This window comes from Lysinibacillus sp. Ag94, assembly GCF_023242215.1.
In the GTDB taxonomy this organism is placed as follows: domain Bacteria; phylum Bacillota; class Bacilli; order Bacillales_A; family Planococcaceae; genus Lysinibacillus.
Window position 1 is genome coordinate 2,433,099 of the sequence record NZ_CP096780.1, and the last position, 26,969, is coordinate 2,460,067.

A 26,969-nucleotide genomic window follows, 5' to 3' on the forward strand; every position below is an offset into this window, starting at 1 on the left:
TTTTGCATGCTTTTTAGCGGGATTTTTTTAGTGAAGAAAATGGAAATGTGTTCTATTACCTATAACAGTTAAAAATGAATAAAATATTCCTGATTTAAATATATAAAAAAGCAGACCATCAGTGGAAGATGTAGAAAATCTCCACTGATGGAAGCCTTGTTTTATTCTTGAGTTACAGAAGTTAGGGGCTGTTTTTTTTCACTTAACATAACTACAAGGAAAAATAATATCGCTGCTGCTGCAAGAAGGATTGCTGCAATATAGAATGCTAATACCTTCGAGCCAGTAATGTCACCAATATAACCAGTAAGCGTTGGCGCAACAACCGATGAAGTCATACCAAAGAAGTTAAAGAAACCTAATGCTTTAGCAACTGTATTTGAAGATACTGAATCAGTTACATACGTGATTAATACTGGATCAATTGCAAGTTTGCCTAGTAAACCATATAAGATTAGTGCAACATAAAGTACTGTTGGGTTAGGGGAAAATACTGTTAGACTAATTGTTAGCGCTGCACCAATTAACAAGAAGAAAATTAATTTCAGACGCATATGTGCATTTTTATCAATATATTTAGAAAAAATCAGTGCACCCGGTACTGCTGAGATTGCAACTAAAGCAGCTACATAGCCTACTGAACCTTGTTCGAATCCTTTTTCTGTGACAAGGAATGACGGTAACCATGTTACAATCATGTAATAACCATAACATGTTGCAAAATAGACAAAATAGACAACTAATTGTTTTGGTGAGAATAAATTGACTTTAGAATCTGTATGTTGTGTTGTTTTCTTATCTTCTGTTAGTTCTTCTGTAGCTAATTTTTTGTCTTGTTTAACAAATAAAGCAAACACAAATGTTACAGCTAAAATGAGGATTGATATAATATAAAGTAAGAAATTCCATTTAATTTCAAGACCACCTACTAATACAGATGAGCCTATTAAACCAATAACCATCCCTAACGCTGAACCACTGTTTATGATTGCATTAGAAAAACTTTTCTTATCTTTTGGCATATATTTAGCTGATAAGGAGAAAGCTGCACCGTAGTATGAGCCAGTCGAAAGACCTGCCAATAAGGCGCCGATGTACACTTGCGTGATTGACGAGCTTGTTCCAATGACGAATGCTGCTAATGAGAAAATGATGAATGCAGGGATTAATACTCGTTTTTGACCAAATTTATCAACGAGTATTCCTGATGGAATTTGCATACCTGTATAGGCAAAGAAATAGATTGAAGCAATAAGTCCTACTTGAGTATCGCTTATATTCCCTAGCGATTCTTGAATTTGTGGATATATTGGCGTAAGTATTGTGCGATAAATCCAAATAACTACCCAACCTAAACACAGTGCAACAATTATTTTTTTGTAATAATTCGGGTCATTTTTAACTGTTTGTCCCATAATACGACACTCCCATTTTTCGTTTTTTTTACTTATGTAGTGCTTAATTAAATTTTAGGGTATGAGTACGTAAATAACATTGTTCACTTTTAACAAAAACAGAACCAACATTGCACATTTCAGACAAAAAACTTATGCTTGAAATTTTTATGAAGTATGACTTATGGTATTCTCACTTGCCTATTTTCGCGCAGTGCTTTTGTATCTTCGCAAACTCTTCGGACAGTATGGAAGGCTCAAGTAAACCAAAAAATAAGCCCGACTACCCTATAGGTAATCGGACTGACCATAATCTACAGTGCAACAGTTCTGCTTTGTAAAATAAAATTTTGCTAAAGGTGTGACAATCCTTAGTGCTGGCACGAAAGATTCCTCCATGTAGATATTACATTTACAAGGAGGAATCTTTCGTTTTACTATGAAAACTAGCTAATCAACAGACGTGCACTTTTAATTAATGATGTTTATGCGGAATAAAGCCGATTGGTGTTGGCCCCGCAATACCTAACATTACAAAATCTTTATCAGAATTATTCGTCATTCCGTGCTTTTCACCAGCACGTGCAACAACAACATCTCCAGCTTTAATTTGAACCATTTCACCACACTCTGGATAAAAATCTGCTGTTCCTTCGACAACAATCCAAATATCATCAGCTTTCTCGTGCGAGTGAATTGGCAAATCTTGTCCTGGATGCATACACCAAACAGCTCCTACAGTATTAGGTGTTTCATAGAAAATATGCTTTGTCGCTTCTTCTTCTCTAAACTCTTGAATATCTGGCCAATGGAAAATACGATTTTTTAAATCTTTTCTTGCTATTTTTTTTAATGTCATTGTATTTTCTCCTTGTTTCAAATTTCCAAAAAACCTACATTATTTAGCGTTTAACAATATTTTGGGGTTTACCGTCTAAAAATGCTGTAGTGTTATCGAATGCAATTTTAGCACGCAGTTCCATCGCTTCATCCGTAAAGAAACCTACATGCGGTGTTAAAATTACATTTTTGGCGTGTAATAGTTTATAGTATCCAGGAATAGGCGGTTCCATATCAAATACGTCGATACCCGCTCCAGCAATTCGCCCTGCATTTAATGCATCCGCCAATGCATCATTATCAACAATTGGGCCTCGTGCACAGTTGATGATAATGGCTGATTCCTTCATTAAATGTAATTTTTCTCTAGAAATTAAGCCTTTCGTGCTAGGTAGTAATGGAATATGTAATGACACAATATCTGATTGTGCTAATAACTCATCTAACTCCATATACTTGATACCTAATTCTTTAGCTTCTGGATTTCTACTAGATTGATCTGAAGCGATTAAGTTTGCACCAAATGCTTTAAACAATCGAGCAGTCATTAAACCAATTTTACCTGTACCAATTAATCCAACTGTTTTACCTTTAATTTCACTACCTTGGAATGCCCCTAGGAAATGATCGTCACGAATTTCCCTATCACCTTTAGTGATGCGACGATACACGTCCAATACTAAGCCAATCGTTAATTCCGCAACCGCTTGATTCGCATATCCAGCTGCATTACATACCATAATATCTTGGTTTTTAGCTTGTGTGATTCCTACATGATCAACACCTGTAAAGGCCACATTGATTAATTTTAACTTGTCATTTTGATCAATTACTTCTGTAGGATAAGGATTATTCGCAATCATAATAACATCTGCACCTTCACTACGACTTGCTAATTCTGCCCAATCAGACGTTTTCTCATTGTAATACACAAATTCATGACCGCCCTGTTTGATTGGTTCTGCTAACTTTTCAATGATCGAATCTGGAACATTTAATGGTTCTAACAATTTAACTAACATACAATCCATTCCTCCTATTTATGTCGATACGTCTGTTGATTAACTAGTGTCCATAGTTTAGAAGGAGAGAATCACACTTCGTTTGTTTTTGTATACTTCGCACAAAAAATCTAGTATTTACATTGATTCACCCTCCTGTTTTTTCTTATTTTTCATGCTAAAAGCTTAATTTTATTGTAGGATACGAGTGATTAAAAAACATTGTTCACTTTTAACAAAAATACGAACGACATTACATATTTTCGACAAAAGCTTTCGTGCAAATAAAAAATCAGCCCGAAAATTATCGGACTGATTCATTATCATCATATATTTACCCACATATTGTTTTTTGTCGACCTCTTTAAGCAATCGATGGTCACCTTTTACACCTTTACGATAAAAACTCTATTCCACACTTTTTAGCGATTCTATCATATTTATTTTCGTCACTTTTCTTCTAAGAAGTAAGTTAGACACTATAGTAAGTAGGAACGCGACAATTATAGAGACGAATATGATGAACATATTTAATTTATCTGGTATTTGCTGATGGGTACTTGATAGAGCCTTTACTATAATTTTATAGACATAGCCACTGATTGGTAAAGCTACAATGACCGCAAATGTTGTTAGGATAATGTTTTCCAAAAATATTAATCGGTTTATTTTATTTTTTTGATAGCCTAATACTTTCAGTGTTGCCAGCTCACGATTCCTTTCATATATGTTGATGGAAGATATCGTATAGATGGCACCAAAGGACAGTATGATGGCGCTTGTGATAAACATGATAAATACAAAACTGTTTTGCTTCACAATATATTGTGCTGATTTTTTTAATTCATTCTTATCGGCAATTGTATCTACACTGCGATCTTTTTCAAAAAAATTACGAGCGCTCAAAGCATCTGTAGCGTTATTTGTTTGAACTAAAAGTGAAGTTGGATTGTAGTCTATGTTAAAGCTCTTTAAGTACTCTGGTGTACTATAAAATGATGGATTCGAATACTGTGTAGATATATTTAAAACCTTCATTTCTACAGAAGTATCTTTTAGCTCTGGCGCTGTAAACTTTATGTTGATATGATCCCCTTTAGAAATATGATATTTATCAGCGTAAGATTTTGGGACAAGCACACCGTTATTTTCTAAAGAAATGCTATTGTCATTTTCGTCGAAGAAATGAACGAGATTGTTTTCTTGTTCAGTAACTACTAAATTGGCGCTTTCTTTGTCATTATCTTTTATGATTTCAATAGGAAGAGTGGCTAACAAATAACTAGTTTTAATTTCAGAAGGTAGTTTTACCGTATTAAAATTTGTACCCATTGTATAATCGACTTTTAGATCATACGTATAAACATCTTCAATTTGATCTGCTACTTTTAGCAAGGATGCTTGAGTACCGAAAGCAGTAATCAATAACACGGTGCTTACAACAACACCAATTGAACTTGCTAAAGCTTTTCGTTTATTTAAAAATATATTTCTCAAAATGAGTTTATAGCTGTAGGAAATACGACTCCATAAACCTGGAATTCTTTCTATCAAGAGCTTTTTCATCCTCTTTGGCGGTTTAGGACGCATAGCCTGAGCCGCGTTTTCCTTTAATATTGCTCTACCACTTAAGTAACACGATAGAACACCGAAAGCACTAGAGAAAATAATTGGTGGGATGATTGACAATAAAGAGAGTGAGAATTTTATGTCAGGCAAAGAGTAGGCCCTTGCACAAGACTTAGTGACTAAAGGAATAAATACAAAAGCGGCAATGACACAACCTATAATAGAGCCTAGTATACCTGCCAGCATAGGGTATCCCATATAGTGAAGCATAATATTGCTGTTTTTTACACCTAAAGCCTTCATAATACCAACTTGATTCCTTTGCGAATCCATAGTCCTTGACATAGCGAGAAAAAGGATAATCGCTTCAATCAAAAAAAGTACTAATGGGATAACTTTACTCATTAAGTTATTATTTTTAATCGTTTGATTGATTTTAGAATAGTTCAACGTCCGTTCCTTATTTACTTGATCTAAATAGCTAAGCTGCTTGGACTGCTCTTCTATTGATTTGCCTAACTTTTCAATATCGTAACCTTCTGTAGCATCCACGATGATTTCATTAAAGTAAAAGCCATTTAAAATTTCAGGTAATGTTTCTTCAGCAATATAAGCGACTCCATATGCTTTATGGTCTTGAATTTCATTCTTTTTTGCGTGTTCAACATTCTCACCTAAGCCACTAATTATAAAATTAAAGCTACTTTCATTCGCATTTATCGTGATTTGATCGCCAACACGATATTGATGTTCTTTTGCATAATGAGAATCTAATAAAATCTCATCTTTTTTTAATGGGATACTACCATCAATTATGGTAGGTGTATTTATTTCATTGTTGTCTGGGATCGAATGAATTTTTAATGTTGTTTTGTAATCTTCAAACGTTTGCGTACCATCAAAGGTATAACGTCCTTCGATTTTATTGATACCTTCAATTTTACTTAACCGAGTGACATCATTTTTAGAAAGCTGACTGTAATATACATGTAAATCGCTTAAATTATGTTTTTGAAAGTAATCCGTCGTATACGTATTAAGATTATTGCTGTAGGTTACTAGTCCTGCATAGAAAAAAGCACCTACTGCAATAACAATCACGACGGCTATAAATTGCCCCATAGACTGTTTAATGTCCCTTAATAATTTTAAAAGCAATTTCATGATTACCACTCAATCCCTTCAACACTTTGTTTTTCCTCATTTATCGTAACACTTTCTATCAGTCCGCTTTTTACTTTAATAATTTTGTCAGCCATAGGGGCAATGGCCGAATTATGTGTGACTAAAACAACACATTTCTTCGTTTCTCTATTTAAATCTTGCAGAAGCTTTAATACAGACTTGCCGGTTACATAATCCAAAGCGCCGGTTGGTTCATCACAGAGTAAAAGCAAAGGGTTTTTCGCAACAGCTCTAGCTATAGCTACTCTTTGTTGCTCTCCTCCAGAAAGCTGGGAAGGGAAATTTTTCATACGATCCGCTAATCCGACTTTATGTAAAATATCTTTAGCATCCAAATTGTTTTTACATACTTCAGTAGCGAACTCAACATTTTCAAGAGCATTTAAATTCGGAATCAAGTTATAGAATTGAAAGACGAAGCCCACTTTCTCCCCACGATATTCCGTTAACTTTTTTTCGTTCAATCTTGTTATTTCTTGATTCCCAACAAAGACTTGGCCAGAGGTAGCCGTATCCATACCGCCAAGAAGATTCAGAATCGTACTTTTACCCGCACCACTAGCCCCTAAAATAACGACGAATTCCCCTTCATTTATGGAAAAATCAACACCATTAAGGGCTTTGATTGGGACTTCTCCTATTTTGTATTCTTTCGTTACGTTTTTAAATTCGATCAGCTTTTTCATTTATTTCATCTCCTCAAATAATTTTTATCAACGGCAAGTAACTCTAAAATAAACAACATTTGTCGTATATTTTAGAGTTTCTTTTAGTTGTCTCTTTTTGTTGCTTAGCTTTATTAAGAAGCCGTTAATCACGGCAAAATGTTAGAAATTTAAATCGACATAAAAGGAATTCAATCTACCGATCTGTGCAGAGATTTCAACCACATCACGCGTCACGACCTCAAGAAGATTCCATGATGTGGACGGCCGTAATGCCTCGGCATTTTTTCGCCCGGATTCGGCCAAAAGCAGTTAAATCATTCTAATAATATATAAGCTGCTAAAATTAAATATATACACGTTTGGTAAAAAATACATTTAAATTTCCCTTTTTTAAAAGAAGGGTTAAAAATGCTTCAGTATCTTTTATTGAATTTTAGTAGACATAATATAATTATCGATTACTGAATATTTGAATGATGAATGACAAGATGTTAGAGGCTTAGTTCACAAAGAAATGAAAATCATGGTGTTAAAAATAGAAGAGGATGAATTATTCCCCCTTTGGTGATTTGTACATAGAACGGATTCAACGAACTAAAATAAACAACCCTATAAGTAGAAACGTAGAAATAGCTAGTATTATAATTTGTACAAAAACCTCCCCGAATTATGTGTTAATACATCCATTATTGCATAAATTTCAATCATAACCAAATTTATCCTCATAAATAATCCTGTTCCATTAGTTTAAATTTGACTCTTCCCAATGTCAGCTGTATTTAATAGAAATATTAAAGTAAGTTATTAATTAAATGGCCATAAAATCAAAAATGAGCGCTTATCCTTGTCCCAGGATTGCGCTCTATAATTGAATATCTTTAATAATTTCAACAAATATTATCGGAAAACTGCTCTTCAGATATGACTTGTATTCTAAATTCACCATTATAAATCATTGAACTTCCACAAGATGGACTATATTCTTTAAGAACGACTATTGTCGCTCCAAACTCTATAGCCTTTTTTAATGTTTCGTAAGCTCCTTTTATGTACAATTTCGTAACTTCTTTACCTGATATCTCAATCACTTTGGCTTTACCATTTAATACATCTTCCCCATCACCACCTATTATTTCAGCAGGTTCTCTAGGAGTTGAAAACCCACCAAGTAATTCAGGGCATACAGCAATCGCCTTATTGTCTTCTATTAGTTTACGAATCTTATTATCCAAACTATGCGTACCGTTATATCTTACTTTTAATCCTGCTAAGCAAGAACTTACTAATATCATTGCTATCACCCCGTATAAAATTTTACCTTATGTTAAATGTCATTTCTGACTTCATTATCTGGCCCGATTGTTTAACACAAGTAAACAGATAAAAAAATTATAAGCATTCCATACATCTTTAATTATAAATAAAAGCTGAACTACTAAAAAAATAGTTCAGCTTATCATCTTGCACATTGTATATACCTTGACTATTGACGTTGAATAAAAAATTCCAACCTCTGAGTTATTTATTATTATTTAGTTAACGCCTGCATATCTGCCACAATCGTCTCAACTGGTACATCTGTATAAGCATCATAATCTTTCACAACAATCCCATCAGCATTAACTAAGTAATACCTTCCCATATGTATAACTTGGTCAGTATTTGGATCATTTTTCACGTGTGATTTAAACGATTTCATAGCAAACTGTTCAATAAACTTTTGATCATAGCCAGTCAATAGTTGCCATTTGCTTTCATCGGGTGCTGAATATGTTTTTAAATAATTTTTTAAAACTTCTGGCTTATCAACCTGAGGATCAACGCTAAACGCTAAAATCTGATAATCTTCCATGCCTTTATCCTGAAGTGCCTTTTGTACCTCTGTCATGTTATACGTCATTGGCGGACAAATGGTATTACAATTAGTAAAGATGAACATCGCTAACGACGGCTTGCCTTTAATATCATTAAGGCTAACCTTTTCATTTCTTTGATTAGTTACCGAAAAATCCTGTACTTCTATGTTCATTTCAGGTTCAAATTTATAACTTCCACAACCAGTTAGAATACTACTTAATGTTAGTATCAACACGAGCAAGACACTGTTCTTTTTCATATATTTGCACACTTCCCTTCCATTTACCATCGTTTTTTATTGTATAAATTATAGTTACTGAATACAAGATATGAGCTTAAGCTTTCATTTTTTTATGTCCATTCAATGTATATTGTATGATTTTGGTATATTAATATCCTATAATTTCTAGACAATTCACAATTCTTTTAAATATTTTAAAACTGTTTTTTACTATTTTGGTTATTTCCCAAGACATCATATAATTGTTATATAACAAAGTTTTTTTAATTTTTAAGCATATCCTACATATGGAAACGCAATAATAAATTCCCGAAATTTCTCTTTCACGTTCGAATTTTCTCCTAAATTCACAATTATCATCATTAAACTATTATTAGAATATTATTCTATAAAAAACACCATTCTCTTTTATACAGATTATTTCTATTAAATCCTTATTATTTCTATGTTATTTCCATAATCTGAAAATGATTAAAAATTATAAAAACTCAAAATTTAGTATTGCATTATAAGAATCTTCCCCATAAAATAAGTGAATATAACGACGAGAAAAAAAGAAATATGTCGTTTAAGACAGAAATATATCACTTTAGGGGGAATAATAATGGTAAACATTTCTGGAAACAAAAATAAAGATTCAGTTGACTATAGCGCAATTGAAGCTATGGAATCGTTCAACAAGTTCGTGAAAAAGAAGAATACCTTTCTTTTCTCGATTACAGCAGTATTTTTAACCCTTTATATTTTGTTACCGATCCTTGCTTTCCAACCTGTACTACAACAAAAATTCATCGGAAATATTACAGGTGTTTGGGTTTATTCAGCAGGATTATTCATGATGACAATCGTTCTTTGCACAGTGTATGTGAAAAAAGCTGCTTCATTCGATAAAGCTGCGGCAGCAGTACTAGCTGAGTATCAGGCGAAAGGTGGAAAATAAATGAACTTAGTATCCGTTGGTTTCTTTTTAGCGATCGTTAGTTTAACGCTTGTAGTAACCTATATTGCAGCGAAACGTACGTCTTCTGCGGCAGATTTTTATACTGCTGGTGGTGGTCTTAAAGGTTGGCAAAATGGTTTTGCAATCGCTGGTGACTACTTATCTGCTGCTGCATTTCTTGGCGTATCTGGTGCGATTGCCTTAACTGGTTTTGATGGCTTCTTCTTCTCTGTAGGCTATGTAGTAGCTAACTTAGTTCTTCTTTATGTAATTGCGGAGCCGATGCGTAATTTAGGTCGTTATACTTTAGCAGATATGCTTACTGCCCGTTTTAATGAAAAACGCATTCGCGGGGTAGCTGCGTCAGGAACAATTATCATCGTAATCCTTTATATGATTGCCCAATTAGTAGGTGCTGGTGCTCTTATTAAACTATTATTTGGTATAGAGTATTGGATTGCGGTTTTAATCGTAGGTGTTATGATGACGACTTATGTATTATTCGGTGGCATGACAGCTACTTCTTGGGTGCAAATTATAAAAGCTAGCCTTCTTTTATTTGGGACAGGCTTATTAGCTACATTAGTATTAATTAAATTCGACTTCTCTCTAATGAAAATGTTTGATACGATCGCTGTGGATCATGGCGAGAAATTCCTTGTACCAGGGATGAAATATACAAGTTCAATTGATTCGGTTTCGATGATGATGGCGCTTGTCTTAGGAACATCTGGGTTACCTCATATTTTAATGCGCTTCTTCACCGTTAAAGATGCCAAAACTGCTCGTTCTTCTATTTCATGGACGACTTGGATTACAGCTATTTTCTTCTCATTAACTATTTTCTTAGGCTTCGGAGCATTAAATTTTGTAGGGATCGATGAAATCCTTGCTGAAAGTAAAGCTGGTAACACGGCAGCCCCACTTCTTGCAAATTATTTGGGCGGTGATGTGTTAATGGCATTTATCGGTGCCGTAGCATTTGCAACTATTTTAGCGGTTGTATCGGGCTTAGTTTTAACAGGGGCTTCTGCGATTTCTCATGATATTTATGGAGAAATCATTAAAGGTGGTAAATTAACAGAAAAGCAACAAGTTGTAGCAGCTCGAACTGGTTCAATTTCTATTGCCTTTGTTTCCATTATCCTTGCACTATTTGCGCAAAACTTGAATGTATCATTCTTAGTATCCTTCGCATTTTGTATCGGTGCTTCAGCAAACTTACCTGTTATTCTGTACACAATTTATTGGAAAAAATTCAATTCAACAGGTGCTATAACAGCGATGGTAACTGGTTTAGTATCATGTTTAGTTTTAGGTGCTATGGGGCCAAATGTATGGAGTCCTGTTGAAGGTGCGGCAATATTTGTTGGTAATCCTATCGTACCGTTAGCAGTTCCAGCGATTATTACAATTCCACTTGGCTTTATCGCAGGTTATTTAGGCACTGTTCTTTCTTCTAGCAAAGTACCACAGGAAGAAGCAGATCGCATTTACAAGGAAATTCGTGTGAAAGCAAATACAGGTGTATCCGTCTCTGATATCTCTCATTGATCGCTTTTTTGCAATCCAAATAATTGAAAAAAGCTATATCAATCGTCCTATCATTCATAATAAAAATATCAGGTTTAAAAACTCGATTTTTTGTCGGGTTTTTTAACTTTTTATTATAAAAAATTTACCAATTTACTTATTGAACAATACTATTCTCTTTCAAAAAAAATCGATTTTCACTGAGTAAATAGTGTTTATTTTTTATAAAAAACCATTTTCTTTTTGAAATTTTATGCGAATTTCACACTCACAAATCTAGAATTGACCTACCCTCATTTATTTATCAGAATTTTCCGAAATCATTTTATTTCTAGGACTTGTTATGTATATTCTCTTTTAAGACTATTTTTCTGAAAATTATTTTTTCATAATTTTTCTGAAAAGTATTGCAATTTTGTGAACTGTCTCATAAAATGAAGATGTGAATTCACTAAACTAGCAAATTCAAGTCTTTAAGCAGTAAAAATAAACACAAAATGGGGAATGTTAATGGGGAACAATCAAGCAAGCAAGGGCGTCGTGATTGACTATGATGCAATTGCAAGTCAAGAATCATTTAAAGCGCTTGTTCGAAGAAAGAAATCATTTCTTTGGTCAATAACTGTGATTTTCTTAGTAGCTTATATGTTGCTACCAATTCTTACTTCGTACACGACAGTACTACACCAAAAGGCAATTGGGGAAATTACTTGGGTGTGGCTATATTCAGCAGGATTATTCATCATGACTTGGGGCTTATGTCACGTATATGTAGCAAAAGCGAATAGTTTTGATAAAGAAGCACAGGCGATTATCGCTGAATACGAGAACGGAGGTGGCCGCCGATGAATAACGGGATGAGTATTACAGCCATATTCTTCTTCGTAGCCATTGTTGGTTTAACATTAGTTATTACATGGTGGGCATCAAAACGAACATCTTCTGCAAGTGATTTCTATACTGCAGGTGGCGGGTTAACAGGCTGGCAAAATGGACTAGCCATCGCAGGTGACTACTTATCAGCAGCATCTTTCTTAGGGATCGCCGGAGCAGTTGCATTATTTGGATTTGATGGATTCTTCTTCTCTATCGGATACTTAGTAGCTTACTTAGTAGTTCTATACATCGTTGCTGAGCCATTACGTAATCTTGGTAAATTTACATTAGCAGACATGATCACAGCGCGTTTTGATAGCGCTAAAGTTCGTGGTACAGCAGCTTTAAGCACTATTACAATTGTATTATTCTACATGATTGCACAACTAGTTGGTGCAGGAGCACTTATTCAATTACTTTTAGGGATCGACTATTGGGTAGCCGTATTAATCGTAGGCTTTATGATGACGACTTACGTACTATTCGGTGGAATGACTGCAACATCTTGGGTACAAATTATTAAAGCTTGTCTTTTAATGTTAGGAACAGTTATTATTTCATTCTTAGTATTAAAAGAATTCGGCTTTAGTATTGCAACGATGTTTAAAGAAATGGAAACTGCAACTGATAGCGGTGCAGCTTATTTGAACCCAGGTCTTAAATATCAAAATGGTATTGATACTATTTCAATGTTAATCGCTTTAGTATTAGGTACAGCGGGACTTCCACATATCCTAATGCGCTTCTTTACAGTAAAAGATGCGAAAACTGCTCGATCCTCAGTAATCTGGGCTACATGGATTGTAGGTATTTTCTACATTCTTACAATCTTCTTAGGCTTCGGTGCAGCTAAATTCGTTGGTAAAGAAGCAATTATTTCTGCAAACGCTGCTGGTAACATGGCTGCACCACTTCTTGCGGAAGCACTTGGTGGAGACATACTATTCTCGTTCGTATGTGCGGTAGCTTTCGCAACAATCTTAGCGGTAGTAGCTGGTCTTGTACTTTCTGGTGCATCTGCCCTTTCGCATGATATTTATGGTCAAATCATTAAAAAAGGCAAAATCACGGAAAAAGAGCAAGTACTTGCAGCTCGTATCGGTTCTATCACAATCGCTGTTATTTCAATCCTTTTAGCACTTGGTGCACAAACATTAAACGTAGCGTTCTTAGTATCACTTGCATTCTGTATTGCAGGTTCATCTAACTTACCTGTAATCATCTATACAATCTACTGGAAACGCTTTAATACAGCAGGTGCTATTACAGCAATGTTAACAGGTTTAATCTCTGCTTTAATTCTTGTTGCAGTTTCACCAAACCTTTGGAATCCAGTTGAAGGAAAAGCAATTTTCGTTGGGAATCCATTAATTTCGTTAACGAATCCTGCAATAATTTCTGTACCACTTGGCTTCCTTGGTGGTTTCATCGGAACATTACTTTCTAAGGAATCAGATGCTAAGAAATATCGTGAAGTGGATGTTAAAGCTAACACAGGTATTTCTGTACAGGACGTATCTCACTAATATAACAATGACCTTGTAAGTTAATAATACTTACGAGGTTTTTTTTTGTTAACTTGTTGCTCAAGCTCATTTACCGCCTCTATGAAGCTTTGCTCTGTGCGAAAAGAAAGACTTCAGCAGCAAATGTTTTCTATGCGAAAGCGTAGTGTCAGAAGCAAATGTTTTCTGTGCGATAGCGTCGCTTCAGCATTAAATGGCTTCTGTGCAATAGCGTAGCTTCAGCAACAAATGTATTTCTGTGCGATTGCGTTGCGGCAGCAACAAATGGCTTCTGTACGATAGCTTAGCTTCAGTAATAAAGCGCATAGTTAGAACCGAAATTAACCCCATTTTATGGTATAGTTAGAATAAAAAGGAGGAATAACAATGACACAATCAAAAGCAAAAAAGAAGCGCTTGTCTATTAAGCGTACCGAAGGAAAAGACGTTGAGAAAAATCGTCAGTTCTCCCCTTTCAGTACACATGAACGTGTAACGAAAACTAAAAAAGAGAGCCTTGAACAAAATTTTACAAAACATAGAAAACACAACCACACTGAGGATGATTAGTGGTTGTGTTTTGCTTGTAATGAGACATCTCGATGTTTAACTGTAATAAGCTTTGGAATAAAGTACAGTGGATATAGTAAAAGAAATAGGTTAGGTATCCACCACATAGGATCAAAATCAAGCTTTAATGTCCAAAAAGAAATCGCCTGTAATCCTGAGCAAAATGTTAGTGCCGGAGATAGCTTTCAAGATATTCAGCTACCTATCGGAAAACGAAAAAACAATTTTCTTTTCCTTATTTTCGATAATGTCAATATTATGATAATTCAACAATCAGTTCTAAAAATTTTAATATGAACTTACTTTTTGTATCTGATCTTTAATATTATTTGTAGTTAGTCCCCCATGGTAACAAACCACAGTTTCAATATCGAGGTCTAGGTATTTCTTCAAAGAAAGTCGAGCCTCTTTTAAATCCAGTACGGTTGGGAGATGAATTCCCCTAATTACTCCGTCTACACTGTACATCGAATCCCCGGCAATCAGTGTTTTACTTTGTTTCAAATATAGACTGATATAACCAGGAGTATGCCCAGGAGTATGAATAACACGAATCCCGCCACAATATGACAGTTCTTGACTGTCAATCAAGGTTTCATTCACTTTCCCCTTCGGTGGATTCTCTATTTGTCCATCTTTCAAAAGAGGTAAATCTCCCCGGATATAAGGCTTATCTAGTTCGTGAGCATAAACTTTAATATTACTTCCACACTCCTGTAATATCTCAGGAAGACTACCTATATGATCAATATCCTGATGCGTTAAAATGATAACTTTTAGTTTGTCGAACGACACCCCTACCTTTTTCATTGCCACGCGTAAATCTTCAATTTGTCCGGTGAACCCAGTGTCAATTAAAACAGCCATTTCTTGATCCCATAAAAGAGTTGGATGAATTATATTTCCACGAAATTCAAGCTGGAGCATTTCTACCCCCTTAAAAATTTCCATAACTTTTGGCTCCTTTATAAATTTAGATTTTAAAAATGGGTTTAGTTACATAAGAACGTCGAAATAATAAAGCTAAATTTTCCTTAATATACTCTATTACGAAGCATTACTTATTCACTAACTCGGAACAAAATCTAGCAGGTTAATTTTTAACATCCTGAAGAACAGTCCTTTTCCCCCAAAGCAGCTTCCGTAATGTTTCGAAATTGACTAAAACCGTTCCAACAATAATCGTCAAAGTTCCTATAACTGTTAGCCAAGAAATATATTCATGATAAAAGGTGGCACCTAGCAAAACGGCAATTAATGGTGAAATATACAGCCATGTAGAAGGAAACACAGGATTTGTCTGTGAAACAAGCCAATAATAAATACTATGGCCAATCATAGAGCCAAAAATAGTTAAATAAAGAAAAGAGCCAATTGACGCTGGGCTTAAAAGAAAATCAAGCTGAATGTTCTCTGAAAAAAATGACAAAATGATTAATAAAATCCCACCATGCATCATTTGCGCTGCATTTAAAGCGATAGGTGATGTCGATTCAAATTTTCGGCTGACATGCTTCGAATAAATCGTTCCAAATGCGTAAAAAACTTCACCCAATATAATGGCGAAACAACCAATCATCCAGTAAGGACTAATCTCAATTGAAAAACTAGGTAAAATCAAGAGCATGACACCAATGACTCCGACGACACAACCAATAAACGGTTTCCAATTTCCTGTTTGCTTCAATATGAATGTCTGAATAACAATGATTATCATTGGACCTGTAGCAGATAAGACAGCTGCAATCCCAGATGTCACATACTGTTCTGCCCAGTATAATGCAGCGAACGTCCCAAAGGTTAAACCTACTCCTATAAAAAACATCTCTTTCCGAAATAATAACCATATTGTCGTTTTTTCTCTCCAAATCATAAAACTAAATAGCAGCAAACCAGCAATGAAAAAACGAAGTCCAGCTGATAAAAATGGGGGCAATCCTGCATCAACACCAATTTTAATCGCTAAAAATGTCGTTCCAAAAATCAAACACATAAAGAAATAATTAATAATAACCATTAAAACTCCTCCTCTTTTTCAATCATAAAAGAAAGACTATAGAACAGATTGAAAAAGATAGAACAGATTAAATTGGATCGTGGTACAATCGTCTTGAATAGGAGGAATCGATGTGAGCAAAGCGATTCAAAATGGAGACTATCTTTTTAAGAAAGTATATGATTATGTATTGCACAGAATAGAACGTAAAGAATGGAAAGAACATGAAAAGATTCCCTCCGTCCGCCAGTTAGCATCTGAAATGAATGTTCATCGATTAACTGTATTAAAGGCTTATCAATTATTGAAACAGCATGACAAACTTTATGTAAAAGATAAAGCAGGCTATTTTGTCCAATCAAAAGTGACAAAAAATCTTGAAAATCTAGATCTGGACAATCCAATTGTTTCTGCATACATGCAAAAAAATCATTTATCTGAAATCCATCAAACACCTGTTTCCTATCATTTTTCTCAGGCGTTAATTGATCCAAATCTTTTACCTAATCATTATTTTTCAGATTACGTGAAGGAAGTGTTTGACCTTTATCCCAAAGTACTTGCAACTTATTCAACTGTGCAAGGTGATTTAGAGCTTCGTGAAACACTCACTCAATATTTTATTAATCAGTATAAAACTCATCTCGATGCAGATAATCTGTTAATCACTTCTGGCTCACAACAAGCGATTCACTTAATCGCTCAAACTTTCATTAAGCCAAGAGACGTCGTTTTATTTGAACGTCCAAGCTATAGTGCTGCGATAGATATTTTTAGAGCACAAGGAGCTCAAATTGTAACGGTTAATATCCATCCAGACGGGTACGATTTAAAGCAGGTAGAATTATATATGAAACAATATAAACCACGCCTATTTTATCTCAACCCAACATTCCATAACCCGACTGGATATACTGTTTCAGCTGAGCAGCGGAAAAAAATAGTAGAATTAGCTGAACAATATCGATGTCTATTAATTGAGGACGATGCCTATCATGACATATATTTTGATCATGCCCCGCCATCACCAATTTACACATATGATACTGCTGGAACTGTCATTTATATCCGAAGCTTTTGCAAATATATCTCACCTGGTTTGAGAATTGGGGCTGTTATTTGTCAATCATCATTAATGAATTTACTACTAACAGTAAAATCGTTAGCTGATAATGGCTCACCACTTCTCAATCAAAAAATTTTTCTCCATTACTTTACTTCACTAAGATTGCAGCAGCACTTGGAGAAAATCCGGATCGCCCTACAGATTCGAAAGGAAATCATGGAGGAAGAGCTAGCAGTAACAGATTGGAAATGGATCAGTCCAAAAGGCGGTCTTAATTTATGGCTGCAACTCCCAGATAATATTCCAACTGAATTATTAATAACCAAATGTATCGAACAATCTATATCCTTTGTGCCAGGTCAAGTTTGTGATCCATTAAAACAACTATCATCCTGGATACGTTTAAGCTATTCTTATGTAAATGAAAAACAACTACGAGAAGGGGTAAAGAGGTTTGTTGCAGTGGCACAATCTCTTTCTAAGTGATGGGAAGGGCTTGGATAAAAGGTTTGCAAAGCTAAATCATGGCCCGCATTCCCATTTTACTTTGCAAAAGTTAAGTTAATAAATGGATCCCTTATTAAAGTTTCGCTTAAAAGTGGACGTTCCTAAAAGCACCTTCGTAACCAAAGTTAGTGATTCAGTTATTTTTATCAGCGATGTTCGTGGTTTTATCAGCGATTCTAGCTCTTTTATAGTCAAGTCCTTAATATTGGAAAATTCTATACAATATTCTTCAACTCTGACTATGGTTTAGTCAAATTGTCGAGCTTATATTGGAATTCGCCGCTAAAAGTGTGAGTTGCGCCGCCAACCAAAGGAAGAACGCCACTAAAACTTGAAATTTTATCAGCGATGTTCGAGGCACTTTCAGCGATTATGATACTTTTATCAGCGATATTCGATGCTTTATCATTCGATTATGATACTTTTAACAAAAAAACAGCTGCTCTTTAAAAGAACAGCTGCATTATTTGTTATAAATTATAAAATGTTGTCGTATTTTTTGTAATGATACGCGCCGCTTCCTCAGTTGTGAGACCTTTTATCGCAGCGATAACCTCGATGGAATGATCCATCATCCAAGGCGATGTTCGTTTATTGTCAAATTGACCTTTGAACGGCCAAGGTCCATCTGTTTCTACCATCATCAGCTCGATTGGGTATTTTTTGATAAGTTGTTGAATCTCAGTCTCATACGTACAATCAGGCGTGACAGAAATGAAATATCCATTAAAAATCATCCGTTCAATTACTTCCTCATCGCCTTTAAACCAATGAAAATGCGCTTTCGTTACTTGGTGTTTTTCTAATAAATCACAAACAATCGCCGCATCCTCATAAACCGCATGTAAGACAATCGGTTTGTTTAATTCCTTCGCCAATACGATAAACTGTTCTAACAATGCCACATACGGACGAACATCTACTGCCTTGTCCTGCCTCAAATAATAAGGCAACCCTACCTCGCCGATTGCAACCATTTCATGAGCATGTTGGCGTATCCACTCGAATAATGCCTCTTCCTCGGCTTCACTTGGTAACGGTTGTTCAGGATGAAAGCCAAATGCTGCTTTTACTTTTGCATAGGTTTTCGCCAGCTTCCACGTCTTCTCGGACGATGAAAGATTCATGCTAACGGCAATGACATGTTCAGCTTCTTCTAGCAAAGTTGGAATGTCGTGTTCCTTATACTGATCTAAATGAATATGTGCATCAATCAACATTCGCCTCATCCTTTTCTTCTTTTAAATACGTGAATAGCTGTTGTTTCAAAGCTGTAAATGTAGCGGAATGGCGAATTTCTTCTTGGCGTGGCCTTGCAAAAGGTACGATTATTTCCTTTTTAATCGTCGCTGGCCGTTTCGTGAGCACAATGATACGATCCGCTAAAAAGAGAGCTTCCTCGATACTGTGTGTTACGAACAATATCGATTTTCGATCTTTCTCCCAAATCGATAAAAGCCAAGCCTGCATTTCAAGCCTTGTAAACTCATCAAGTGCAGAAAACGGCTCATCTAAGCATAAAATGGGCTTATTACTGACAATCGCGCGAATAAATGATACCCGCTGTTGCATACCACCTGACAGCTCATTCGGATAGGCATTTTCAAACGCAGCAAGCCCTACTTTGTCTAACCATTCCTGGGCTACGTTCATATTTGGTTTTCCATGAAGCTCCTCGACAATCGCGACGTTTTCTAGTATCGTACGCCATGGTAGTAAGCATGGCTGCTGAGGCATATAGCCGATCGTTCCTCTTTTTTGTTGGATATCTGTACCGTTTAATAAAATAGCTCCCTTATCAATAGAAGAGACACCACCAATTAATTGAAAGAGTGTGCTTTTACCACTGCCTGACGGTCCGATAATCGCCACAAATTCGCCGTCCTTGACCTCAAATGATAAATCGCGAATAACAGGAAGAGCATTAAAGGATTTATCAATGTTTTGAATGCTTAGCATGGATTCCTCTCCCCTTCACAACAAGTTTTTCTAATAACCGAATCGCACTAAATAATAGTAAACTTAACAAAATAATGGAAAAAATCGCAACAAACACGCGATCCGTTCGAAATGAAGATTGCGCCAATGTCATATAGACGCCAATCCCCATTTTCGCACCTAACCATTCTGCAATGACAGCTCCCATCACACTATACGTCGCTGCAATCTTAATGCCTGAAAAAATCGACGGGTACGCATATGGCCATTCTAGCTTCCAAAAGGTTTGTGATTTCGTTGCCCCAATCATTTCAAAATAATGCTTCAGCTCAGGTGAAGTTTGACGGAAGCCATCCATTGCGGAAATAACAATGGGGAAAAAGCACACAAGACAAATAATAATGAGCTTTGGCAATAAACCAAAGCCAAACCAAATGATTAAGAGTGGTGCTAGAACGAGCACTGGGACATTTTGTGACATAATAAGAATAGGATAAAATAGCTCCCGCACAAGCGTAAAACGATGTAATAGCACAGCAACCGTTAGCCCACACATTATTCCAATGGCAAGGCCTAGAAGTGCCAATTGAACAGTCGCTATAGCATGTGGCACAAACGTCTCATACGATTGAAAGCCTTCTTTCAAAATGGCACTTGGTGTGGGCAATAGCCAATGTGGCACATCTGCAAAACGGACAATAAGTTCCCATATGAATAAGAGGAAGGCGATAAAAATTATCGTCCTTCCTTGTTTGAAAGCCTGCCTCATTACTTGTATTTCTCCGTTAGTGTATTCATTGTAATACCGGATGGCTGATATAAAATTTTCACTTGCGTAATGACATTAATAGCGCCAAGCTCGATCATCTTGTCATTCATTTTTTCAATGATTTGTAGTAAAGTCGTTAGCTCACCTTCCATTGTCGTTTCTAATGGATGAACTTCATATTTCACCCCTGATGCGTCGATAACCGCAATCGCTGCATCGACAAACGGGATCACATCCTCATATTTTTCAGTTTTCGGGATAATTTGTACACTTATTAATGAGTTTGCCATGTTACTTTGTCTCCTTTTTCGGTAAAAAGTCGTTTGTAAATGCTTGTTTTGCGTTAAATTCGCCCTCTAAAACTTTATTGTCCGCCATCCATTTCGCGTAATTTTCCCAGACAGCTAGCTTTTGCTCGCCCCATTGTGCTGCGTCGTCTTGATACTTATCTGCTAGCCATTCCTGACTTTTATGCACAAGGTTCTTATCTAAATCAGGTACCGCTTCTAGTAAAATATCAGCCGCCTCACTAGGGTGATTTATTGCATAGTCATAGCCCTTTGCTGCAGCAGCGACAAATGCTTTTACCGTCTCAGGATCATCCTTAATCATTTTTTCATTTGTAGCAAGTACAGGTGTGTAGTAATCTAACTGATCACTATAATCTGTTAAATATAGCATGTTGAGTTTTTCGCCACGCAGTTCTGCTTCAATACCTGTCCATGCATAATAAATCCACGCAAAATCAATATCTTTTTTCATCATTGTGAAGAAATCTATATCGCCTGCATTGACAATATCTAATTTATTAATATCTGCATTTTTTGTTTGCATTAGTGATTGCAGTACTGCCTTTTCAAGTGGTGCCCCCCAGCCACCGTAAGTTTTACCTTCAAAATCCTTCGGTGACGTAATGCCTTTTGATGCAATGGATGCGAAGCCAGAAGTATTATGTTGAATAATCGCCGCGATCGATACTAAAGGTACATCTTGCACACGTGCCTGTGTAATCCCTTCCTGATAACTTACGCCAAACTGAGCCTTGCCAGACGCCACAAGCTGATCTGCTCCCGCCTCGCCGGGTAATATTATATCTACATCTAAACCCTGTTCCTTAAAGAAGCCAAGTTTTTCCGCTACATATAAACCGGTATGATTTGTGTTCGGTGTCCAATCTAGAACAACCGATACTTTTGTTAATCCTTTAGCATCCTTTTTAGCCTCTTTTTCGCTACAGCCCACTAATGTGAAAAGTGCAGCCATTAGGACCAATAACCATTTTTTCATGCTTAATCCTCCAAGTAAGTAGTGTGAAATGTTCATGAATGAATGTCTTTACCAGAAGAAAGCGTTCACGGTCTGTGTATACAACAAAAATCTGAAAACAAAAAACGCCTAGGATTCCTCCCAGACGTTTTACTATCAATATCAAAAATTTTCTTTTTGAATAGATGTTCCCTACGCTGGTACGAGCCAAATCAGGTTCAAAGGGTCAGTGTCTATCGGACACAATCTCAGCTGGCAACACCAGCCCCCCTACATTCTTTCCCATATGAACTTTTCGTGATTATTATACCCATATCTATCCGGAAATGACAAGGCTCTATTTGCGTAAAAGCGCTGCTAATATAATTTTATAAAGCTCTATGCCTTCCTTCAATTCCTTTTGTTGAATAACGCCATGTTCTTTTCTTTGTAAAAATCACCTTTGGGAGAGCTTTTATATTGACGATGGAAACAAATTACATAAAATTTCTTACTAATGATGAAAAATAGCAAAGAAAAAGATCTAGCATTCTAAACGTCGCAATTAAATGAGCATCGACCAAACCAGATTTCAACCGACTTTTCTATTATATAAAGCGCATCATACAATGCTCCATATATATCCGAGCTCAATGGTTTCAATTAGGTAAAAAAAGCCCAGCTCTCACAAGGAACTGGGCTAGAAAACTAATTTATTTCTCTTCTTTTTTGATCGTGAAGACATGTGAAATGGCACCGTCAGTAGCAATGTCTACTTTAAAGGAACCGTTGGAGTGGCGATCTGCTCGAGTTAATGCTTGTACGTCAAGAATCTCTTGCACACCCTTTTCCGTCTCGATTGTTAGCTGTTCCTCATCTGCAACCTTTACTACAGCCACGATACGATGTGGGTTCGCCTTTAATTCTGTTAACACTTTTAAGCCGCGTTTTGCACGACTCGTCATCTCTACCTCGGCAACATTCATTTTTTTCACCGCACCGCGATGTGTCACAATCGCAACATATGCAGTAGCATTTGGCGGTAAAACATTGATGCCAACTAAGGCTTCGCCGTCTTTCAGCGTAATCCCTTTCACACCGCCTGTTTTAACACCCGTTACTGGCAATTCCTCTATTGGGAAACGAATTGCATAGGCAGTATCTGTCGTTAACATTAATTCTGCTTCGTCTGTCACGATGTCTGCAAAAATCATTTCATCGCCTGACTTAACATTCATCGTTTTGATCGGCTTCGAATAACGTGTAACAGCATAATCAGCTAAAGGTGAGCGTTTAATTTGTCCATCCTTCGTAGCTGTTAAAATATACGTATTTGCCTGTTCGAAAGTCTCAAAACCGTATACAGCAATAATAGATTCATCTTCCCCAGTCGGTACAATACTTGAAATATGCTGACCAAGATCCTTCCAGCGAATATCAGGTAGTTCATGGACAGGCTGATAAATATAATTGCCTCGATTTGTGAATAACAGTAGATGATGCTGTGTATTTAAATTTGCTTCATATAATAAATAATCGGAATCCTTCATTGCAAAATCCTGACCATTCGAAGCTGCATGTGAACGTGTAGATGTACGCTTAATATAGCCATCCTTTGTGACCGTCACTACAACCTCTTCACTTGGGACAAGGACATCTAACGTAATTTTGATTTCTTCAATTTCTTGTTCGATTTTTGAACGACGAGGCTCTGCAAAGCGTTTTTTAATGTCAAGTAGTTCCTGTTTAATAACACGTACAAGCTTTGCTTCACTATTAAGAATACCTTCAAGCTTAGCAATCAATTTATTTAATTCTTCCTGTTCAGCACGTAATTCCGTAATATCCGTATTTGTTAAACGGTATAATTGCAGGCTAACGATTGCCTCCGATTGCACTTCTGTAAAGTCAAACTTCTCCTGTAAATTCGTTTTCGCATCTCGTTTATCATTAGAAGAACGAATGGTTGCAATGACTTCATCTAAAATGGATAGTGCCTTGATCAAGCCATCAACAATATGCGAACGATCTTTTGCCTTTTGCAAATCATAAATGGAGCGGTTCGTCACGACTTCCTTTTGATGGGCAATATAAGAATCCAGTAACAATGGTAATGTCATCATTGTCGGACGACGATTATGAATAGCAATCATATTAAAATTATAAGCTACTTGTAAATCAGTTGTTTTGAACAAATAGTTTAAAATTCCTTGTCCAGGAACATCTTTTTTCAGTTCAATGACAACACGTAGGCCTGTACGATCCGATTCATCACGAATTTCCGCAATTCCTTCAAGTCGTTTATCGACACGTTGCTCATCGATTTTCTTCACAAGATTTGCTTTATTTACATCGTACGGTAATTCCGTAATAACAATTTGCTCTTTGCCGCCTTTAATTGGCTCAACGACTGCTTGCGCACGCACAATGATTTTACCGCGTCCTGTTTCGTATGCTTTTTTAATGCCATCGACACCTTGAATGATCCCACCTGTTGGGAAATCAGGCCCTTTAATAACGGTCATTAAATCATCGACAGTCGTATTTGGGTTATCTAAACGCATAAGAACACCGTCTAGCACCTCATCAAGTGCGTGAGGAGGGATATCTGTTGCATAACCGGCCGAAATACCAGTTGAGCCGTTGACTAGTAAGTTCGGGAAACGAGCTGGTAAAACAGTTGGCTCCATATCCTGATCATCGAAGTTCGGTACAAATTCAACTGTTTTCTTGCCTATATCGCGTAGCATCTCCGCTGCAATAGCAGAAAGTCTTGCCTCGGTATAACGCATCGCTGCCGGTGGGTCACCATCAACAGAACCGTTATTCCCATGCATTTCAATGAGCATATGACGCGCTTTCCAATCCTGACTCATACGCACCATTGCTTCATATACTGAACTATCACCATGTGGATGATAGTTACCGATAACATTACCGACAGTTTTTGCTGATTTACGGAATGGTTTATCGTTCGTATTGCCCTCTGTAAACATCGCATATAAAATACGTCGCTGTACAGGCTTAAGACCGTCACGTGCATCAGGCAACGCGCGGTCTTGAATAATATATTTACTATAGCGACCAAAACGGTCACCCATAACTTCTTCTAAAGGTAAATCTTGAAATTTTTCCGTACTACTCATGCTTGGTCCTCCTCTTGTTGGATGAATTCATTGTCTAAAATATTTGAATCATCCTCCATACCGAAGTCTACATTAGCTTCGATCCATTTACGGCGCGGCTCTACTTTATCGCCCATTAAAGTGGTCACACGTCTTTCAGCACGTGCACCATCCTCGATCGTCACACGTATTAATGTACGTGTTTCAGGGTTCATTGTCGTATCCCACAGCTGGTCAGCATTCATCTCACCAAGCCCTTTATAACGTTGTAATATGTAACCCTTTCCAACTTTTTTAATGGCCGCTTGTAAGTCATTTTCAGTCCAAGCATATTCAGTCACTTCTTTTTTACCAGTGCCTCTTGATATTTTATAAAGTGGTGGTAATGCGATAAATACCTTTCCAGCTTCAATCAATGGTCGCATATAACGATAGAAGAACGTTAACAGCAGCACTTGAATATGCGCTCCGTCCGTATCAGCATCGGTCATAATAACGACTTTGTCATACGCTGAATCCTCGACAGAGAAATCTGTTCCAACACCAGCACCTATTGCATGGATAATCGTTGAAATCTCTTCATTTTTCATAATATCCTGCAGCTTTGCTTTTTCTGTATTAATAACTTTACCACGCAAAGGTAAAATCGCTTGGAACGTACGATCTCGCCCTTGTTTTGCAGAGCCACCTGCAGAGTCACCTTCGACTAAATACAGCTCGTTTTTCGCTGCATTTCGAGATTGTGCAGGCGTTAATTTTCCAGAAAGAATAGTACTGGCTTTTTTGCTCTTCTTGCCGTTTCGTGCATCTTCACGTGCTTTACGAGCCGCTTCACGTACTTGCTGCGCACGAATAGCTTTACGAACAAGAGATGCAGACAATTCTGCGTTTTCCTCAAGCACATATAAAATTTGCTCCGACACAACACTATCTACTGCCGAGCGTGCCTCACTCGTACCAAGCTTGCCCTTCGTCTGACCCTCAAATTGTAGTAAATGCTCTGGTATACGAACAGAAACAATCGCCGCTAAGCCTTCTCGGATGTCTGTCCCTTCAAGATTTTTATCTTTATCTTTTAACAGGCCAATTTTTCGTGCATATTCATTAAAAACACGTGTTAATGCTGCCTTGGCACCTGTTTCATGTGTTCCACCATCTCGTGTACGCACATTGTTAACAAATGAAAGGATTGTTTCGGAGTATCCATCGTTGTATTGAAAGGCGAATTCAACTTCAATTTCGTCTTGGATCCCTTCCACGTACTTAACAGGATGAAGGACGTCTTTCTCCTCATTCAAATACGCAACGAAAGCTTCAATGCCGTTCTCATAAAAGAAAACATCACCTTTGCCTTCCTCGCGTTCATCGATTAACTCAATTTTTAAGCCTTTTAATAAAAACGCTGACTCACGTAAACGTTCTGCAAGCGTATCATAATTGTATTTTGTTACAGAAAAAATCGTGTCATCTGGTAAAAAATGAACAAGCGTTCCAGTCTGCTTTGTTTGTCCAATTTCTTCTAATGTCGTCACAGGATGGCCACCGTTTTCAAAACGTTGACGATATTTTTTACCATCGCGGTGTATCGTAACTTCTAAAAAAGTGGATAAAGCATTAACAACAGACGAACCTACGCCATGTAAGCCACCACTTGTTTTATAGCCGCCTTGTCCGAATTTACCACCGGCATGTAAGACAGTGAAGATAATCTCAGGAGTCGGTTTCCCCATCTTATGCATACCTGTTGGCATTCCCCGGCCGAAGTCTCGAACGCTGATACTTTGATCTTTATGAATAGTGACAATGATATGAGAACCAAAGCCAGCCAAAGCTTCATCCACCGCATTATCAACGATTTCATATACTAGGTGATGAAGTCCACGGCCATCCGTAGAACCGATATACATGCCGGGTCGTTTTCGTACCGCTTCTAATCCTTCTAATACTTGAATGGCGTCATCATTATAGACGCTTGGTGACTGTTTATTCGCCAAAAAATTTCCCCTCCAAAAAACAAACGCATGTTCTATTTATATTCTCTTCCTAATAATAATAGCATTTCCTAACAATATCTAGTGACAGGCCCAAAAAATTTTTAAAAATCCTCACAGCTTCATCGTTTTGATCTGTTTTACCGGAAGAAA

Annotated in this window: 22 protein-coding genes, 1 pseudogene and 1 riboswitch; of the genes and pseudogenes, 6 read left to right on the forward strand and 17 right to left on the reverse strand. The window is 36.7% G+C overall.

The genetic code is table 11. The annotated features are described in order from the left end of the window. Positions 1 to 161 precede the first annotated feature (161 nt). The 7 genes from MY533_RS11225 to MY533_RS11255 all read right to left on the reverse strand — a co-directional run bounded on the left by MY533_RS11225 (position 162) and on the right by MY533_RS11255 (position 8,773). A complete protein-coding gene (locus MY533_RS11225; RefSeq protein ID WP_132362136.1) occupies positions 162 to 1,415 on the reverse strand; it encodes an MFS transporter in 1,254 nt (417 codons plus the stop codon). A gap of 454 nt (positions 1,416 to 1,869) precedes the next feature. Further along, positions 1,870 to 2,253 (reverse strand): cupin domain-containing protein, encoded by a 384-nt coding sequence (locus MY533_RS11230; RefSeq protein ID WP_132362134.1) that lies wholly within the window; start codon positions 2,251 to 2,253, stop codon positions 1,870 to 1,872. Positions 2,254 to 2,296: 43 nt separating this feature from the next. Beyond that, positions 2,297 to 3,256 carry a 2-hydroxyacid dehydrogenase gene (locus MY533_RS11235; protein ID WP_248716001.1) on the reverse strand — a complete coding sequence of 320 codons (960 nt, stop codon included), beginning with the start codon at positions 3,254 to 3,256 and terminating at the stop codon, positions 2,297 to 2,299. A 387-nt stretch (positions 3,257 to 3,643) separates the two neighbouring features. Then, entirely contained in the window at positions 3,644 to 5,968 is a 2,325-nt protein-coding gene (locus MY533_RS11240; protein ID WP_248716002.1) for an ABC transporter permease, read from the reverse strand. Positions 5,969 to 5,970: 2 nt separating this feature from the next. Then, a complete protein-coding gene (locus MY533_RS11245) occupies positions 5,971 to 6,675 on the reverse strand; it encodes an ABC transporter ATP-binding protein (protein ID WP_248716003.1) in 705 nt (234 codons plus the stop codon). 869 nt (positions 6,676 to 7,544) lie between these two features. Beyond that, a complete protein-coding gene (locus MY533_RS11250; protein WP_248716004.1) occupies positions 7,545 to 7,949 on the reverse strand; it encodes a 2-thiouracil desulfurase family protein in 405 nt (134 codons plus the stop codon). A gap of 236 nt (positions 7,950 to 8,185) precedes the next feature. Then, complete coding sequence (locus tag MY533_RS11255; RefSeq protein ID WP_248716005.1) at positions 8,186 to 8,773, reverse strand: SCO family protein; 588 nt, start codon at positions 8,771 to 8,773, stop codon at positions 8,186 to 8,188. A gap of 586 nt (positions 8,774 to 9,359) precedes the next feature. On the opposite strand from MY533_RS11255, the gene MY533_RS11260 reads away from it, so the two are divergent. The 5 genes from MY533_RS11260 (at position 9,360) to MY533_RS11280 (ending at position 14,179) form a co-directional block, all read left to right on the forward strand. Further along, a complete protein-coding gene (locus MY533_RS11260; protein ID WP_248716006.1) occupies positions 9,360 to 9,695 on the forward strand; it encodes a DUF485 domain-containing protein in 336 nt (111 codons plus the stop codon). Then, positions 9,696 to 11,249 carry a solute symporter family protein gene (locus MY533_RS11265; protein ID WP_248716007.1) on the forward strand — a complete coding sequence of 518 codons (1,554 nt, stop codon included), beginning with the start codon at positions 9,696 to 9,698 and terminating at the stop codon, positions 11,247 to 11,249. A 489-nt stretch (positions 11,250 to 11,738) separates the two neighbouring features. Next, positions 11,739 to 12,077 (forward strand): DUF485 domain-containing protein, encoded by a 339-nt coding sequence (locus MY533_RS11270; protein WP_132362119.1) that lies wholly within the window; start codon positions 11,739 to 11,741, stop codon positions 12,075 to 12,077. Between the two features lie 8 nt (positions 12,078 to 12,085). Further along, the gene (locus MY533_RS11275; protein WP_248719195.1) at positions 12,086 to 13,630 is read left to right on the forward strand and encodes a solute symporter family protein; all 1,545 of its coding nucleotides are present in this window, start codon (positions 12,086 to 12,088) and stop codon (positions 13,628 to 13,630) included. A gap of 366 nt (positions 13,631 to 13,996) precedes the next feature. Then, on the forward strand, positions 13,997 to 14,179 hold the full coding sequence (locus MY533_RS11280; RefSeq protein WP_248716008.1) for a hypothetical protein: 183 nt from the start codon (positions 13,997 to 13,999) through the stop codon (positions 14,177 to 14,179). Here the strand turns inward: MY533_RS11280 and MY533_RS11285 are convergent. The 3 genes and pseudogenes from MY533_RS11285 to MY533_RS11295 form a co-directional block, all read right to left on the reverse strand. Beyond that, positions 14,176 to 14,361: pseudogene (locus MY533_RS11285) on the reverse strand (DUF5360 family protein); the annotation flags it as partial. The gene MY533_RS11280 and the pseudogene MY533_RS11285 sit on opposite strands and share 4 nt — an antisense overlap. A gap of 106 nt (positions 14,362 to 14,467) precedes the next feature. Beyond that, a complete protein-coding gene (locus MY533_RS11290) occupies positions 14,468 to 15,130 on the reverse strand; it encodes an MBL fold metallo-hydrolase (RefSeq protein WP_248716009.1) in 663 nt (220 codons plus the stop codon). A gap of 142 nt (positions 15,131 to 15,272) precedes the next feature. Beyond that, complete coding sequence (locus tag MY533_RS11295; RefSeq protein ID WP_248716010.1) at positions 15,273 to 16,196, reverse strand: DMT family transporter; 924 nt, start codon at positions 16,194 to 16,196, stop codon at positions 15,273 to 15,275. Between the two features lie 112 nt (positions 16,197 to 16,308). Here MY533_RS11295 and MY533_RS11300 point away from each other — a divergent pair, with 112 nt between their 5' ends. Further along, on the forward strand, positions 16,309 to 17,727 hold the full coding sequence (locus MY533_RS11300; protein ID WP_248716011.1) for an aminotransferase-like domain-containing protein: 1,419 nt from the start codon (positions 16,309 to 16,311) through the stop codon (positions 17,725 to 17,727). A 491-nt stretch (positions 17,728 to 18,218) separates the two neighbouring features. On the opposite strand, the gene MY533_RS11305 is transcribed toward MY533_RS11300, so the two are convergent. From MY533_RS11305 to parE, 7 genes are all read right to left on the reverse strand, one after another. Then, entirely contained in the window at positions 18,219 to 18,968 is a 750-nt protein-coding gene (locus tag MY533_RS11305; protein ID WP_248716012.1) for a TatD family hydrolase, read from the reverse strand. Further along, positions 18,958 to 19,707 carry an ABC transporter ATP-binding protein gene (locus MY533_RS11310; protein WP_248716013.1) on the reverse strand — a complete coding sequence of 250 codons (750 nt, stop codon included), beginning with the start codon at positions 19,705 to 19,707 and terminating at the stop codon, positions 18,958 to 18,960. Before MY533_RS11310 ends, MY533_RS11305 begins: the two co-directional genes overlap by 11 nt. Further along, positions 19,685 to 20,455 (reverse strand): ABC transporter permease, encoded by a 771-nt coding sequence (locus MY533_RS11315; protein WP_248716014.1) that lies wholly within the window; start codon positions 20,453 to 20,455, stop codon positions 19,685 to 19,687. The genes MY533_RS11310 and MY533_RS11315 overlap by 23 nt, the downstream gene beginning before the upstream one ends. Then, positions 20,455 to 20,745: a thiamine-binding protein gene (locus MY533_RS11320; protein ID WP_248716015.1), complete on the reverse strand. Its 291-nt coding sequence runs from the start codon at positions 20,743 to 20,745 to the stop codon at positions 20,455 to 20,457. The genes MY533_RS11315 and MY533_RS11320 overlap by 1 nt, the downstream gene beginning before the upstream one ends. A 1-nt stretch (position 20,746) precedes the next feature. Further along, positions 20,747 to 21,742, reverse strand: a complete 996-nt coding sequence (locus MY533_RS11325) for an ABC transporter substrate-binding protein (protein ID WP_248716016.1) — start codon at positions 21,740 to 21,742, stop codon at positions 20,747 to 20,749. 151 nt (positions 21,743 to 21,893) lie between these two features. After that, a riboswitch (TPP riboswitch) is annotated at positions 21,894 to 22,003 on the reverse strand. A gap of 410 nt (positions 22,004 to 22,413) precedes the next feature. After that, positions 22,414 to 24,846: a DNA topoisomerase IV subunit A gene (gene parC / locus MY533_RS11330; RefSeq protein ID WP_248716017.1), complete on the reverse strand. Its 2,433-nt coding sequence runs from the start codon at positions 24,844 to 24,846 to the stop codon at positions 22,414 to 22,416. Next, positions 24,843 to 26,819 (reverse strand): DNA topoisomerase IV subunit B, encoded by a 1,977-nt coding sequence (gene parE, locus MY533_RS11335; protein WP_248716018.1) that lies wholly within the window; start codon positions 26,817 to 26,819, stop codon positions 24,843 to 24,845. Before parE ends, parC begins: the two co-directional genes overlap by 4 nt. Positions 26,820 to 26,969: the final 150 nt, after the last annotated feature.

Coding starts and splice junctions, on each gene's coding strand:
- MY533_RS11315 (WP_248716014.1), bottom strand. CDS start 20,455: ATGAGGCAGGCTTTCAAACAAGGAAGGACGATAATTTTTATCGCCTTC.
- MY533_RS11290 (WP_248716009.1), bottom strand. CDS start 15,130: ATGGAAATTTTTAAGGGGGTAGAAATGCTCCAGCTTGAATTTCGTGGA.
- MY533_RS11230 (WP_132362134.1), bottom strand. CDS start 2,253: ATGACATTAAAAAAAATAGCAAGAAAAGATTTAAAAAATCGTATTTTC.
- parC (WP_248716017.1), bottom strand. CDS start 24,846: ATGAGTAGTACGGAAAAATTTCAAGATTTACCTTTAGAAGAAGTTATG.
- MY533_RS11270 (WP_132362119.1), top strand. CDS start 11,739: ATGGGGAACAATCAAGCAAGCAAGGGCGTCGTGATTGACTATGATGCA.
- MY533_RS11275 (WP_248719195.1), top strand. CDS start 12,086: ATGAGTATTACAGCCATATTCTTCTTCGTAGCCATTGTTGGTTTAACA.
- MY533_RS11280 (WP_248716008.1), top strand. CDS start 13,997: ATGACACAATCAAAAGCAAAAAAGAAGCGCTTGTCTATTAAGCGTACC.
- MY533_RS11305 (WP_248716012.1), bottom strand. CDS start 18,968: ATGTTGATTGATGCACATATTCATTTAGATCAGTATAAGGAACACGAC.
- MY533_RS11320 (WP_248716015.1), bottom strand. CDS start 20,745: ATGGCAAACTCATTAATAAGTGTACAAATTATCCCGAAAACTGAAAAA.
- MY533_RS11295 (WP_248716010.1), bottom strand. CDS start 16,196: ATGGTTATTATTAATTATTTCTTTATGTGTTTGATTTTTGGAACGACA.
- MY533_RS11325 (WP_248716016.1), bottom strand. CDS start 21,742: ATGAAAAAATGGTTATTGGTCCTAATGGCTGCACTTTTCACATTAGTG.
- MY533_RS11240 (WP_248716002.1), bottom strand. CDS start 5,968: ATGAAATTGCTTTTAAAATTATTAAGGGACATTAAACAGTCTATGGGG.
- MY533_RS11250 (WP_248716004.1), bottom strand. CDS start 7,949: ATGATATTAGTAAGTTCTTGCTTAGCAGGATTAAAAGTAAGATATAAC.
- MY533_RS11310 (WP_248716013.1), bottom strand. CDS start 19,707: ATGCTAAGCATTCAAAACATTGATAAATCCTTTAATGCTCTTCCTGTT.
- MY533_RS11245 (WP_248716003.1), bottom strand. CDS start 6,675: ATGAAAAAGCTGATCGAATTTAAAAACGTAACGAAAGAATACAAAATA.
- MY533_RS11260 (WP_248716006.1), top strand. CDS start 9,360: ATGGTAAACATTTCTGGAAACAAAAATAAAGATTCAGTTGACTATAGC.
- MY533_RS11235 (WP_248716001.1), bottom strand. CDS start 3,256: ATGTTAGTTAAATTGTTAGAACCATTAAATGTTCCAGATTCGATCATT.
- MY533_RS11255 (WP_248716005.1), bottom strand. CDS start 8,773: ATGAAAAAGAACAGTGTCTTGCTCGTGTTGATACTAACATTAAGTAGT.
- MY533_RS11225 (WP_132362136.1), bottom strand. CDS start 1,415: ATGGGACAAACAGTTAAAAATGACCCGAATTATTACAAAAAAATAATT.
- MY533_RS11265 (WP_248716007.1), top strand. CDS start 9,696: ATGAACTTAGTATCCGTTGGTTTCTTTTTAGCGATCGTTAGTTTAACG.